Source organism: Streptomyces sp. NPDC058239 (assembly GCF_042882185.1).
GTDB lineage: Bacteria > Actinomycetota > Actinomycetes > Streptomycetales > Streptomycetaceae > Streptomyces.
On sequence record NZ_JBHVWS010000010.1, the window covers coordinates 6,800 to 19,475 of the forward strand.

The following is a 12,676-nucleotide window of genomic DNA, read 5'->3' on the forward strand; positions in this document are numbered from 1 at the left end:
TGTGTGTGCGTTGTTGGGCCTTTTTTTTGTTAAATTCGAAATTTTCGTTAAAACGCCACCCATTTGGACGGGGACGGGCCCGGGGTGGGCCCAAGGGATCCCCATCCGTGGGCCGCACCCGGCTTACCCCCGTCGGGCACGGAGCCGCACCGTCGCCGACCGCCGCCGAACGAGCAAAACCCCCCACGGCCTTCACTCGCTCTTCCGGTGGCTCCGGATTCGTACCCGACGTCGTACAGCTTTTCGGGAGACGGCATGTGGAGGCGAGACGTTTCACCTCTGGCCGAAACCCCGTGGTGACGTGCTGTTACGGATCACATACCCTTGGGTGGGGGTAATTGCAGGTGCAACAGATGGGGGTTCGGTGCTGCGTATCCATATGTCCGGAGTGGACCTTTCCAAGGTGCGGATGGCCACCCGGCCGGATGCGCTGTGGGAAACCATTCTGAGTTTCCATCGGCTGAGGGACCGGCGCGGTTCCACGGTGTTCGGGAAATGGCGTACGGAAACCCGGCCCCGGTTGAATGCTGAAGTACGCCTGCTGGCCACCGTGATTCCACCGCGCGGCTATTTCCCGGACTTTCTGACGCCTTCTCAGGGAGGCAGTGAGCCGTACGGCATAGACGCCGGAATTGAAGCGCTGCGCGACACCCCGCCCCGGCGGATCCGCGCCGAACTCGCCTTGCTGGGCACCGAAAACCGCGAGGCGGGCCGCACCCCGGACGGGCACGCCGAGTCGCTCGGCCGGCTCGTCGGCGCCCTGCGCGGTTACCACCGCGCCGCGATCGAACCGTACTGGCCGCACATCCAGGCCAGCGTCGAGGCCGACCGCGCCGTCCGCGGCCGCGCCCTCCTGGACGGCGGGGCGGAAGAACTGCTCGCCTCACTCCCGCCCATGATCCGCTGGCGGACCCCCGTGCTGGAGGCGGACTACCCCGTCGACCGCGAACTCCATCTGGACGGGCGGGGGTTATTGCTCCTGCCGTCCTACTTCTGCCGCGTCACCCCGGTCGTCTACCGCGACCCGCAGCTCCCGCCGGTCCTCGTCTACCCGGTCACCCACTCCCGTGCCCCGGTCTTCGCCGAACCGGGGCCCTGGCTCGGCAGGCTCCTCGGCAATACCCGCTCGACGATCCTGAGGGCCATCGGCAACGGCTGCACGACCAGCGAACTCGCCCGCCGGGCAGGAGTCTCCCTCGCCTCGGCGAGCCAGCACGCCTGTGTGCTGCGCGAGGCCGGCCTGATCCACACCCTGCGGCACGGCAGCTCGGTACTGCACACGCTGACCCCGCTGGGCGGATCGCTGCTCCGGGGCGGCGCGCCGCTCGCCATGTCCTGACGCCGGAGGGCCAAAGTTTTCTTCGCGGGGCCGATGAGTTCTGCGCGGCCCAGCCGTCTACCTGTCGTAAAGCGTTCGGACAACAGAGAGAGCGAAACGGCCATGCCTCAGATGATCTTCGTGAACCTGCCGGTCAAGGACCTCGAGACGACCAAGAGCTTCTTCGGCAAGCTCGGCTTCTCGTTCAACCCGCAGTTCAGCGACGAGAACACCGCATGCCTCGTCATCAGCGACACCATCTTCGCCATGCTCCTCACGGAGCCCCGCTTCAAGGAGTTCACCAAGAAGGACATCGCCGACGCCTCGAAGTCCACCGAGGTGATCCTCGCCCTGAGCGCCGAGAGCCGGGAGAAGGTGGACGAGCTGGTCGACACCGCCCTCGCCTCCGGGGGATCGCCCGCCAACGAGCCGATCGACTACGGCTTCATGTACGGCCGTTCCTTCCAGGACCCGAACCACCACATCTGGGAGGTCGTGTGGATGGATCCCTCCGCCGTCGAGGGCCGGCAGGGCTGAGCCCGGTCGATGAGGGGGTGGGGGAGCGGTCCTCAGGACGTCAGGCCCGGATACGCCACCCCCGTGAGCTGCTCGGACGCCACCCACAGCCGTTCGCTCGCCACATCGTTCAGTGTCCAGCCCGCCCGCCAGGACGGGGCGGGCGCACCGCGCCAGCCCAGCAGCCTCGGCCCGGTGAACGAGTCGGGGCGTACGCCGGGCGCGGTGGCCGCGTACAGGGTGGGCAGCGCACCGGACGACGCGGGCTGGGCGATGATCCGGTTGCCGAGCTCGACCACCCGTTCCGCCGCCTTGCGGTTCTCCATCCGGACGCCCGCCGTCTGCAGATTGGTCGCCGCGTAACCGGGGTGCGCTGCGGCGGCCACCACCTCGGAACCGGCTGCCGACAGCCGCCGCGCCAGCTCGTGGATGAAGAGCAGATTGGCGGTCTTCGAGCGGCCGTAGGCGATCCAACGGCGGTAGTTCCGCTCGCTGTTGAGATCCCCGATGTCGATGTTGGACAGGGCGTGCATGCCGCTGGAGACGCTCACCACGCGCGCCCCGGGGGTGTCGAGGAGCTTCGGGAGCAGCAGTCCGGTGAGCGCGAAGTGCCCGAGGTGGTTGACGCCGAACTGCCTCTCGAAGCCGTCGGCCGTCTTCCCGTACGGAAGGGCCATCACGCCCGCGTTGTTGATCAGCAGATCGACCCGGTCGGGCGTGTGGGCCGCGGCGAACTTGCGTACGGAATCCAGATCGGCCAGATCGAGCGGTACGAACTCCACGTCCGCGCCGGTCACGGCGGTCCGGATGCGGGACTCGGCCTCCTTGCCGCGCGTCTCGTCACGGCAGGCGAGCAGCACCCGCGCGCCGTGCCGGGCCAGCTCCCGCGCCGTGATCAGTCCGATGCCGCTGTTGGCTCCGGTGACCACGGCCGTACGGCCGCTCTGATCGGGGATGTCGCTCGCGTTCCAGCCCTGGCTCATGGACCAAAGCGTACGACTGCGGCGAGCCGGCCGGACGGGCCGGTCCGGTCCGGATTCCGCCGGGCTCGCGAGGGAAGGGCGGGCCCGGAAGCCCGGAACCTCAGAGTTGGCTCAACTTTCCCGCGATCCGGCCGAGACAGTTGGACGGGGCACGTATCGCCTCCTTATGGTCGCGACCATGCCCGACATAGCACTCACCACTCTGGTCGTCCTCTGCCTCGCCGCGGCCGCGGCCGGCTGGATCGACGCGGTGGTCGGCGGCGGCGGACTGCTGCTGCTGCCCGCCCTGCTGCTTGGACTGCCGCACGTCCCGGCCGCGCACGTCCTCGGCACGAACAAGGCGATCGCGATCGTCGGTACGTCGGGCGCCGCCGTGACGTACGTACGCAAGGCACCGGTGAAGGTCGGGACGGCCCTGCGGATCGGGCTCGCGGCACTGGCCGGATCGATGACCGGTGCGTTCTTCGCCGCCGGGATCAGCAGCGAGGTGCTGCGCCCGGTCATCATGGTTGTGCTGCTGGCAGTCGCGGCGTTCGTGATGCTGCGGCCCTCGTTCGGCAGAGCGACGGACGACGGTACGCGGCACAAGGTCACCCGGGCCCGCACCGTCACCGCGATCGTGCTGGTCGGCGGCGGCATCGGCTTCTACGACGGGCTGTTCGGCCCCGGCACCGGAACATTCCTGGTGCTGGCGCTGACCGCGGTGCTCCACCTCGATCTGGTGACGGCGTCCGCCACCGCCAAGATCGTCAACGTCTGCACCAACGGCGGGGCGCTGGCGATGTTCGCCTACCAGGGCAACGTGATGTGGCAACTGGCCGCGCTGATGGCCGTGTTCAACCTGGCGGGTGCGCTGATCGGGGCGCGGATGGCGCTCAGGAAGGGCAGCGAGTTCGTCCGCGGGGTGCTGCTGGTCGTGGTGTTCTCGCTGGTCGCCAAGTTGGCGTTCGATCAGTGGACGGCATGAACGACGGGCGTCCGGGCGGGCGGGTTCACCGCACCTCGGTGAGGTGTGCGTACGCCACAACATTGCCCTGGTATCCCGTCGTCTTCGAGAATCCGCCGCCGCAGGTGATCAGCCGCAGCGAGGCGTAGGGCGAGGCGCCGTACACCCGCTTGTCGGGGAAGTTCTTGCTCTCGTAGACCTCGATCGCGTCGATTGCGAAGACGGCGGTGCGCCCGTCCTGGCGGACCACCTCGACCGTGCTGCCCTTCTGCAGGGTGCCCAGGTTGTAGAAGACCGACGGCCCCTTTGCGTTGTCGACATGACCGGCGACGATCGCGCTGCCCTTGGAGCCGGGCGGAGTGCCGTCCCGGTACCAGCCGACGATGTCACGGTTCCCGGCCGGCGGCACATCGAGACTGCCGTCGGCTCCGAGTCCCAGTCGCATCATCGGTGCGTCCACCCGGATGCTCGGGATCCGGATGCGTACGGGCGCCGAGGGCTTCAGCGGTTCGGCGACCGGAGACCCCGGCTGCAGCTCCGGACCGCCGGCGAACGCCTGGGCGGCGGTCGGCTGGGGCGGGATCAGCTCGGCACCGGCGCCGTGACGGATCAGCCAGACACCGGCCAGCGCTGCGACGACCAGCAGCCAGCTCTTGGCCTTCTGGGACACGGTCGTCCTCCGGATGACGAAATGGGGACGGTACGGGGACGGTCCCGTCCCGGTGGCGCGCGGCCACCGGGACGGAAATCAGGCGGTACGGAGACGTGAATCCGTCTCCGTCAGCCGGTTCCTTGCGTGCCGCTCGCCCGGCGACGCAGGAGCCAGGCTCCGCCGACGGCGGTCGCGGCGAGTACGCCGGCGCCCGCCGCGATCTGGGTGGTGTCGGGCCGGACGCTGCCGCCGACGCCTGTTTTGACGTGCCCGCTGGGGGCGTTGGGTACGGACGAGTTGTCACGCCCGGACGAGGAGTTGTCGTCTCCGGACTGGTTGTCACGCCCGGACGAGGAGCTGTTGCCTCCGGACTGGTTGTCACGCCCGGACGAGGAGTTGTTGTTTCCGGACTGGTTGTCGCGTTCGGACGAGGAGTTGTTGTTTCCGGACTGGTTGTCACGCCCGGACGAGGAGTTGTCGCGCTTGTCCGAGCCTTCGTCCCCGGAGGGGAGGTGAAGCCCTGAGAGGGCGTCGAGCCCTCCGACGGAGTCGAGCAACGAGGGGACATTGAGGCCGGAAGGGTTGTTGAGGCCGAAGGGGGTTTTGTTTCCGGACCCGGCGGGGTTGTCCGTTCCGTCCTCGTCTCCGTCCTCGTCGGTCTGCGCCTCCGGGGCGCCATTGGCCCGCGGTGCGGCAGCCGAGCCGACCCGCAGCGCGCCGGCATCACCTGCGTACGCGGACGGCCCGGCGGTGAAGAGGCCGAGCGTGGCTATGGTGACCGCGGAAGCGGCGGTACCGGTCACTAGGCGGGCAGGACGCATGGGGTGTTCCTCCGGCAACTGCACGAGTGGGTGTGTCCTGACCTCGAGCTAACGGGCGGTCCGCCACCCATGCCTGCTGACATGAAGTCAGCTTTCACCCGAATGGCTCGGCGCGGCATCCTTGCCAAGCTGCATGTGTGCAGGTCACAGCGGTGATCGAAGCGAGGGTGGCCGGTCCCGTACCGCCCGGTGCCGATTGGGTGACGCCACCCAGGAAGAGAGTGGCGCACATCACATGCATGACCTTGCGGGTGTCGGGCACACGTCTGACACCCCCCACGGGACGGTGAACCAGGCCGCCCCAGGCCGCCGCCCTCACCGGGCCCATCCCCCCTGGGTCCGGCGGGGGCGGTTTCGTGCCGTGGCGTCCCGCGGTGCGGCGTTCTCAGGCCGGGGCGGCGGCGGACCATTCGACGGCCGGCGGCCGCACCCGGGCACAGAGCGGCTGCCCCTTGGCATCGGAGAGAGACAGCCGTGCGGTGAGATGCCCGGAGCGCACGGCGGCTTCGAGCACGGCCGGATCGATGTCGCCCAGCATCAGCTTGGCCCGCCGGAACATGGTGAAGACGCCGTTCTCGTCGACCGTGCCCCAGGACAGGTAGAAGAAGCGCCCGCCCAGCCGGTTCTGCACGTAAGGCCCCTTGATCTCGACACCGTCCTCGGTCGGCGCGACGGTGCAGTCCAAGGTCCACGAGGCCGACGGGGCGTCCCCCGGGTGCAAGTCGAGCAGTTCACCGGGCCTGTCCTTGCGCTGCACGCCCACGTGGATGTTGTGGGCACCGGGGAAGTCGCTGTCGGGCCCACAGGTGAGGCCGGGGAGATGCGAGCCTTCGATATGGATCTGCATGCCCCCATGCTCCCTCCCTCCGGACGCCGGCCCTGCCCCGTGTGCCGTCACGCCGCCGTATGCAGCAGGGCGTGGAGTTCGCCGTGCGGGAGGCGGGACGCGGCGAGAAAGCCTTCGGCTCCCGCGGTCCACCCACGGTCCGCGGCCCCGGTCGGGCCCGTGACGGACACGCCGGCCTCGCGCGCAGGCAGCGCACCGGCGAGGAGGTTCGAGTCGTCCCGGCCGTACTCCCGGAACGCGTCGAGCCGCCCATCCGGCGGTGCACGGCGCCATGGCCACCACCGGTACCGCCAACCTCCGTCTCGCGGTGTGGCTGCCCGACCTGACGGCCCTCTATCGCTTTCTGGCACAGGACATCGGCGCCCACGGCGTCACGGCCGTCGAGACCGTCCTGGTCGGCCGGGCAGTGAAGCACCCGGGCAGCGATGGGGGGCCGGCGTGGCGCCGGGAGGCGTCAGATCGTGTCCCACGGCGCACCGTCGTACGCCTGCCCGATCCGCTTCATCAGCTCCTCGTCCACCGTGAACTCGGTGTCGTCGATGCGCCGGACCGGCGCGATGCCCTGCGAGTTGGTGATGAACGCCGACCGGAACGCGGCCAGCCCGTCCAGCGTCACCGGGCGCCGTACGGACTCCAGCCCCGCTCCGGGCAGCTCCTGCTCCAGCAGCGCCATGGTGATGCCGAGCAGGGAAGGGGCCTTTGGCCAGACGACCGAAGTGCCGTCCCAGAAACCGATGTTGGTGATCGAACCCTCGGTCACCGCACCGTCCGGCATGGTCAGCAGAGCCTCGTCGTAACCGGCGCGTGCCGCGAGCCTTGCGTAGTACGTCTGGCCGAATTCGCCGGGACGTTTGATGTGCGGCACGGTCCGGGCGTACGGAACGGACATCAGGTCGTGCGGTTCGGCGGACTTCTGCGCCGGCTCGCGCACCGTGACCATCACGGTCGTCTCCGTGCCGCCCTGCGACGGATAGCCGTATACCCGGGTCGAGGCGTCCCGTACCCCGGCACTGTCCAGCGCGTGCCGGATCAGCTCGCGGACTCGTTCCCCGTCGAGGCCGAGCTCGAACAGCTCCTGGTTGGCGGAGTCCAGCCGGGCCAGATGCAGGGCGAGGCCGCGCACCTTTCCGTCCCTGACCTGCATGGCCGTGAAATGGCCGTAGTTGAGGAAGGCGGGAATCCGCAGATCCGCCTCGGTGGCCGGGTGCCCGTCGAACTCGGCGTACGGGAAGGGTGCGGGAGGGGGAGTCGTCATGCGATCCACCGTATGCCGCGGCGCGCGACGGCGGCCCCCGGCGGACAGGACTTGACCTCAACCATGGTTGACATATGAGCCTCTCCGTATGGACCTCATCGCAGCATCCTCATCCATCGCACCCACGACCGCCTCCACCGCACCTTTGAAGGTCGCGGTCATCCTCGCCAGCAATCGCGAGGGACGGTTCGCCCCCGTCGTCTCCGACTGGTTCCTCTCGCGCACCACCGGTCACCCCGGCATCGAGACCGACCTGATCGACATCGCGGAGCTCGACCTCCCGATCGCCCTCTCCTACCGGCCCGATGCCGACGCCAAGGCCCAACTGGCGGCCGTGTCGGCCAGGTTGGCGCAGGCCGATGCCTTCGTCGTCATCACCCCCGAGTACAACCACTCGTACCCGGCCCCGCTGAAGAACCTCATCGACTGGCACCACGCCGAGTGGCAGGCCAAACCCGTCGCCTTCGTCTCGTACGGCGGAGTATCCGGGGGTCTGCGCGCGGTCGAGCATCTGAGGCAGGTCTTCGCCGAGCTGCACGGCGTCGGCATCCGGGAAACGGTGTCGTTCCACAACGCGGGCGCCCTGTTCGACGACGAGGGCAGGCACAAGGACCCGACGGGCTGCGACGCGGCGGCCAAGACGCTGCTCGACCAGCTGGTCTGGTGGGGGCGCGCGCTGCGCGACGCCAAGGCCGCCCATCCGTACGGCGTCTGACCACCAGGGCCTGCGCCGCGCCGCAACACCCCCGACAATCGACGATGGGAGCAAGGACACTCCGTAACCGACCCCGAGGAGCCCGAAGGTGACGACGCCGGCATTGCTGACCGTACTGACCACGACGGACAGCGAGGAGAAGGCCCATTCCCTGGCGCAGGGCGCGGTGGAGGCGCGGCTCGCCGCCTGCGTACAGATCTCCGCCCCCGTCACCTCGGTCTACCGCTGGCAGAACGCCATCGAGACCACCGAGGAGTGGCAGCTGCTGTTCAAGACGACGGCCGAGCGGTACGACGAACTGGAGGCCCATCTCCTGGCGGCGCACGACTACGAAACACCGGAGATCGTCGCGATCCCGGTGGTACGGGGCAGCGCCCGCTACCTCGACTGGGTCTTTGCCGAGACCGCTCCGGTCATCTCTCTGTAGAGCAGGCGCCCGCCCGGGGGCGCCCGCCCGGGGGCGCCCGCCCGGGGGCGCCCGCCCTCAGCGCCCGTCCGCCGCCAGGGCCTCTCCGACCCCGGGCTCCTGCGGTCCCAGGAAGTGCGGGTCGGGCCTGAAGACGGCATCCAGCGCGGCCTTCCCGGCCGCGAACATCTCCCGCGTCCCGCCGTAGTACCAGGTCGCATCGTGTACGGCGTCGACGCCGACCCCGTACGCATCGATCCCCGCGGTGCGGCACAGCGCGATCGCCCGCCGGATGTGGAACCCCTGGCTCACCAGCACCGCGCGGTCGACGCCGAAGATCTTCTTTGCCCGAACGCACGAGTCCCAGGTGTCGAACCCGGCGAAGTCGCTCACGATCCGCTCGTCCGGCACCCCGTGCGCCTTGAGATACGTGCGCATGGCGTCCGGCTCGTCGTACTCCTTCCGGCTGTTGTCACCGGTCACGAGCACGACCTTGACCTTCCCGTCCCGGTACAGCTCGGCCGCGGCGTTCAGCCGGTTCGCCAGATACGGCGACGGCTTGCCTTCCCAGAGACCGGCCCCGAACACCATGGCGACCTGCTGCGCGGGCGCGTCCGCGGTCGTTCTGACGCGGGCGTCGGCCACGGCGTACATCCAGGTCGCGGGCGCCAGCGCCGCCACACAGGCGACCATCACCCCCTGCACGAGCCGCCGCTGCCCGCGCCGCGTCCGCGGCCATCGCGGCCGGAGCCGCCCGAGCCGCCCCCGTCGTCCCGGCTGCTTCTCCCGCATGGGTGTCCCCCCTGTTCGTCCCCTGTGCCGTGCTGTCCCACATGATCGGACGAGCGACGGGGAGAAAGGGTTCTCCATCTCCCGATTTCATTGTTTTCGTAACCGTTTCCGATCTTGCCGCAGACACTTCGGGCATGATGGCCGCCATGAACCGACCTGGGACCGGGACAGACAACTGGGTGACCGTGGCCGCGTACGAGAATCTGAAGGGCCGGCCGCATCCCGCGGCTGCCGTCCGCGCTTGACTGCGGGACCGGGGCATCGACTGGATGCCGTTCGCCGTCGACGACCTGCACGTCGACCTGGCCTGCGGCCCGGGCCCGGACGGCCACTGGCACGGCTGGTTCACCGTCCGCGTCCGGGCTTCGGCGCTGATTCCGCTCGGCCTCCATCCCGACCAGCCGACCTCGCAGCCAGGATTCCCGCCTGCCCCGGCATGGTGGCACGCGGCAGCCGAACGGGCGGCCCGGAAAACCCATTGAGTACGCGCCCGCTGCCCGCCGGTCGACCCCATGCCGGGGACATCCTCTACTGGCCCGGCTCTGCGACGGCGTGGACCACCAGCCCCACGAACTGCGCCGGTACGAGAGCCGGTTGGACGAGACGGACGAGGCATGGGTGCCGGTGCTCACCCCGGACGGGCGGCCGGGCGTACTGCTCTGGTGCAATTCGGGCTGAGACCGGCGATTGTCCGGAGGACGCCCAGTAGCATCGGGCAATGTTGCTTCCACGGCTGATCGCCTCCGATCTCGACGGCACGCTCCTGCGCAACGACGGCACCCTCTCGCCCCGCACCCTGCGCGCCCTGCGCACGGCCGAGAGCGCCGGTGCGGAGGTCGTCCTCGTCACCGCCCGGCCGCCCAGATTCGTCGACCGGCTCGCCGAGGCCGCCGGCCTCGAGGGGACAGCCGTGTGCAGCAACGGGGCGCTGGTGTACGACATCGGGACGCGCACCGTCGTCTCCTCCCGAGCCCTGCCCCTCGCCACCGCCCGGCGCGTGGCCACCGCGCTCGCCGCCGCCGTGCCCGAGATCGGCTTCGCCCTGGAGACCGGCAGCCACGTCCTGTACGAACCCGCCTACCGGCTGCGGCTCTCCGAGGACATCGACGTCGAGCTGCCCGTACCGTCGCTGGCGGATCTGTGGCTGACCGACGTCCCCGTCACCAAGCTGCTCGCCTGGTCGGACCGGCTCGACGCGGATGCCCTGCTGGCCGCTGCCGAGGAAGGGGCGGGCGACGAGGTACAGCTCACCCACTCCGGCGGGCGCGGGCTGCTGGAGATCAGCGCGTCCGGCGTCACCAAGGCCGGCACCCTCTCGATGCTGTGCGCCGGGCGGGGCATCGACGCCACGGAGGTCATCGCCTTCGGCGACATGCCCAACGACCTGACCGTCCTCGACTGGGCCGGCACCGGCTACGCGATGGGCAACGCCCACCCGAGTGTGCTGGCCGCCATACGGACGCACACGCTCTCCAACGAGGAGGACGGGGTCGCGCACGTCATCGAGCGGCTCTTCGGCGGCGTGGCCTGATATCGAGGCCCGGCCCGGCACCGAGACCTCGCCCGGCACCGAGAACCCGGCCCGGCACCGAGACCTCGCCCGGCACCGAGAACCCGGCCCGGCACCGAGAACCCGGCCCGGCACCGAGAACCCGGCCCGGCACCGCCCCGACCGCTCGATGCGCCCGCGGAAAGCACCCGTCACCCTCACGCAACGGTGCGGCAACCTCGGCCCTGCACCATCGGTGCATGACGGAGTCGGCACCGGCACATCCCGATGAGTCCCTGCCCCTCGACAGCACGGCGCAACTGTTGACCCGCATCACCGCACAGCTCGGCACCCAGCTCGGCCTCGTCTCCCTGAACGGAACCCGGCGGGCCGCGCAGCCCCCCGACCCAGGGCCTGTCCGGCGGTTCGCCGCCGGGGGCGCGACGACCGAATAGCGCCTTCTGCGAGCTGTCCGCCGTGCATCCGCCTGAGCTCTCCTGTCGGCCCGGCCGTTTACTGTCGGAACCATGGACGGCATGGACGGTACGCAGGGAACGCAGGACCACGGCATGGCCCCCTATGGTGCGGCCGACGCCGAGCGCTGGGACACCGAGCCGGACAAACGGCCCGGTCGTACCGCATTCCAGCGTGACCGCGCCCGAGTGCTGCACTCCGCCGCGCTGCGCCGGCTCGCCGGGAAGACCCAGGTCGTCACCCCCGGCACCCGCAGCCACGCCTGGGACGCCAGCCCGCGGACCCGGCTCACACACTCCCTGGAATGCGCCCAGGTCGGCCGCGAGCTCGGGGCGGCGCTCGGCTGCGACCCCGATCTGGTGGAGACGGCCTGTCTCGCCCATGACCTGGGCCACCCGCCGTTCGGACACAACGGGGAGCAGGCGCTCAACGACTTCGCGTCGGACTGCGGGGGCTTCGAGGGCAATGCCCAGTCGCTGCGCCTGCTGACCAGACTCGAACCGAAGCGGTTCGTGCCCGACACCCGGACCGGCGAACTGGTCAGCGTCGGACTCAACCTGACCCGTGCCGCTCTGGACGCGGCCACCAAGTACCCGTGGTCGCGTGGCGGGCACCCCTTCGACCCCGGCTCGCCGAAATTCGGGGTGTACGAGGACGACCTGCCGGTCTTCGAGTGGGCCCGCCAGGGCGCCCCGAAGGACCGCAAGTGCTTCGAGGCCCAGGTCATGGACTGGTCCGACGACGTCGCGTACTCGGTGCACGACTTCGAGGACGGGCTGCACGCCGGGCACATCGACCCCAATTGTCTCTACGCCGAGCCCGAGCGGAACGAGATCTGGGCGGTCGCCATCGGCCGCTACGTCCCGGCGGACACCGACCCCGAGGAGCTGGCCGACGCTCTGGACCGGCTCATCGGCCAGGACTGGTGGCCGCACGGCTACGACGGATCCGCCGTCGCCCAGGCCCGGCTGAAGGACGCGACGAGTCAGCTGATCGGCCGGTTCTGTCTCGCCGCCGAGAGCAGCACCCGGCTGGCGTACGGGACGGGCCGCCTCGGCCGGTACGGCGCCGAGCTCGTCGTCCCCCGCGAGGCGCGCAACGAATGCGCCGTGCTCAAGGCGGTCGCCGACCGGTACGTCATGCAGCGCGCCGAGCAGGAGATCATCCGCGCCGACCAGCGGATCGTCATCGCGGAACTGGCCGCCGCGCTGACCGCACGTGCCCCGGAGGGGCTGGAGCCGCAGTTCCGGGCGCTGTTCCATGCCGCCCACGACGACAGGGCCCGCAAGCGGGTCCTGGTCGACCAGATCGCCGCCCTGACCGACGCCTCCGCACGCTCCCTGCACGCATCGCTCACCGGCCGTCGCCACTGACCGGAGTCCCGTCCCCGGCCGGTCGTGTCTGCGAGCCGCACGGCGCGGTACCGACCGAGCCGTGCGGACCGGCCTGTGACCACTGGGTG

General features: G+C 70.1%; 16 protein-coding genes. 10 read left to right on the top strand and 6 right to left on the bottom strand.

Annotated features, from left to right (window positions below):
- The first annotated feature begins 364 nt into the window (after window positions 1–364).
- Together ACFVYE_RS14195 and ACFVYE_RS14200 are read left to right on the top strand one after the other, a co-directional pair.
- A complete protein-coding gene (locus ACFVYE_RS14195) occupies window positions 365–1,339 on the top strand; it encodes an ArsR/SmtB family transcription factor (protein ID WP_383979168.1) in 975 nt (324 codons plus the stop codon).
- Between the two features lie 102 nt (window positions 1,340–1,441).
- Window positions 1,442–1,855 carry a VOC family protein gene (locus ACFVYE_RS14200; RefSeq protein WP_383979165.1) on the top strand — a complete coding sequence of 138 codons (414 nt, stop codon included), beginning with the start codon at window positions 1,442–1,444 and terminating at the stop codon, window positions 1,853–1,855.
- A gap of 32 nt (window positions 1,856–1,887) precedes the next feature.
- On the opposite strand, the gene ACFVYE_RS14205 is transcribed toward ACFVYE_RS14200, so the two are convergent.
- A complete protein-coding gene (locus tag ACFVYE_RS14205; protein WP_389605674.1) occupies window positions 1,888–2,817 on the bottom strand; it encodes an oxidoreductase in 930 nt (309 codons plus the stop codon).
- A gap of 178 nt (window positions 2,818–2,995) precedes the next feature.
- On the opposite strand from ACFVYE_RS14205, the gene ACFVYE_RS14210 reads away from it, so the two are divergent.
- Entirely contained in the window at window positions 2,996–3,784 is a 789-nt protein-coding gene (locus ACFVYE_RS14210) for a sulfite exporter TauE/SafE family protein (RefSeq protein WP_383979160.1), read from the top strand.
- Between the two features lie 25 nt (window positions 3,785–3,809).
- Here ACFVYE_RS14210 and ACFVYE_RS14215 read toward each other — a convergent pair whose 3' ends face one another.
- The 4 genes from ACFVYE_RS14215 to ACFVYE_RS14230 all read right to left on the bottom strand — a co-directional run bounded on the left by ACFVYE_RS14215 (window position 3,810) and on the right by ACFVYE_RS14230 (window position 7,338).
- Window positions 3,810–4,433 carry a class F sortase gene (locus ACFVYE_RS14215; protein ID WP_383979157.1) on the bottom strand — a complete coding sequence of 208 codons (624 nt, stop codon included), beginning with the start codon at window positions 4,431–4,433 and terminating at the stop codon, window positions 3,810–3,812.
- 110 nt (window positions 4,434–4,543) lie between these two features.
- Window positions 4,544–5,236 carry a hypothetical protein gene (locus ACFVYE_RS14220; protein WP_389605676.1) on the bottom strand — a complete coding sequence of 231 codons (693 nt, stop codon included), beginning with the start codon at window positions 5,234–5,236 and terminating at the stop codon, window positions 4,544–4,546.
- A 385-nt stretch (window positions 5,237–5,621) separates the two neighbouring features.
- Window positions 5,622–6,083, bottom strand: coding sequence for a DUF5990 family protein (locus tag ACFVYE_RS14225; RefSeq protein WP_383962490.1), 462 nt, complete (start codon window positions 6,081–6,083; stop codon window positions 5,622–5,624).
- 454 nt (window positions 6,084–6,537) lie between these two features.
- On the bottom strand, window positions 6,538–7,338 hold the full coding sequence (locus tag ACFVYE_RS14230) for an aminotransferase class IV family protein (RefSeq protein ID WP_389605678.1): 801 nt from the start codon (window positions 7,336–7,338) through the stop codon (window positions 6,538–6,540).
- 88 nt (window positions 7,339–7,426) lie between these two features.
- On the opposite strand from ACFVYE_RS14230, the gene ACFVYE_RS14235 reads away from it, so the two are divergent.
- Together ACFVYE_RS14235 and cutA are read left to right on the top strand one after the other, a co-directional pair.
- Window positions 7,427–8,053 carry an NADPH-dependent FMN reductase gene (locus tag ACFVYE_RS14235; protein WP_383962496.1) on the top strand — a complete coding sequence of 209 codons (627 nt, stop codon included), beginning with the start codon at window positions 7,427–7,429 and terminating at the stop codon, window positions 8,051–8,053.
- An 88-nt stretch (window positions 8,054–8,141) separates the two neighbouring features.
- Window positions 8,142–8,480 carry a divalent-cation tolerance protein CutA gene (cutA, locus tag ACFVYE_RS14240; RefSeq protein WP_232837642.1) on the top strand — a complete coding sequence of 113 codons (339 nt, stop codon included), beginning with the start codon at window positions 8,142–8,144 and terminating at the stop codon, window positions 8,478–8,480.
- A 57-nt stretch (window positions 8,481–8,537) separates the two neighbouring features.
- Here the strand turns inward: cutA and ACFVYE_RS14245 are convergent, their stop codons facing one another.
- The gene (locus tag ACFVYE_RS14245) at window positions 8,538–9,251 is read right to left on the bottom strand and encodes a vancomycin high temperature exclusion protein (protein ID WP_383962500.1); all 714 of its coding nucleotides are present in this window, start codon (window positions 9,249–9,251) and stop codon (window positions 8,538–8,540) included.
- A 269-nt stretch (window positions 9,252–9,520) separates the two neighbouring features.
- On the opposite strand from ACFVYE_RS14245, the gene ACFVYE_RS14250 reads away from it, so the two are divergent.
- From ACFVYE_RS14250 to ACFVYE_RS14270, 5 genes are all read left to right on the top strand, one after another.
- Window positions 9,521–9,733, top strand: coding sequence for a hypothetical protein (locus tag ACFVYE_RS14250; RefSeq protein ID WP_383962503.1), 213 nt, complete (start codon window positions 9,521–9,523; stop codon window positions 9,731–9,733).
- A 70-nt stretch (window positions 9,734–9,803) separates the two neighbouring features.
- Window positions 9,804–9,929, top strand: a complete 126-nt coding sequence (locus ACFVYE_RS14255) for a DUF6210 family protein (protein WP_383962505.1) — start codon at window positions 9,804–9,806, stop codon at window positions 9,927–9,929.
- A 55-nt stretch (window positions 9,930–9,984) separates the two neighbouring features.
- Entirely contained in the window at window positions 9,985–10,782 is a 798-nt protein-coding gene (locus ACFVYE_RS14260) for a Cof-type HAD-IIB family hydrolase (protein ID WP_389605803.1), read from the top strand.
- 218 nt (window positions 10,783–11,000) lie between these two features.
- Window positions 11,001–11,195 carry a hypothetical protein gene (locus ACFVYE_RS14265; protein ID WP_383962507.1) on the top strand — a complete coding sequence of 65 codons (195 nt, stop codon included), beginning with the start codon at window positions 11,001–11,003 and terminating at the stop codon, window positions 11,193–11,195.
- A gap of 81 nt (window positions 11,196–11,276) precedes the next feature.
- Window positions 11,277–12,587, top strand: coding sequence for a deoxyguanosinetriphosphate triphosphohydrolase (locus ACFVYE_RS14270; RefSeq protein ID WP_383962638.1), 1,311 nt, complete (start codon window positions 11,277–11,279; stop codon window positions 12,585–12,587).
- The last annotated feature ends 89 nt before the right edge of the window (window positions 12,588–12,676 follow it).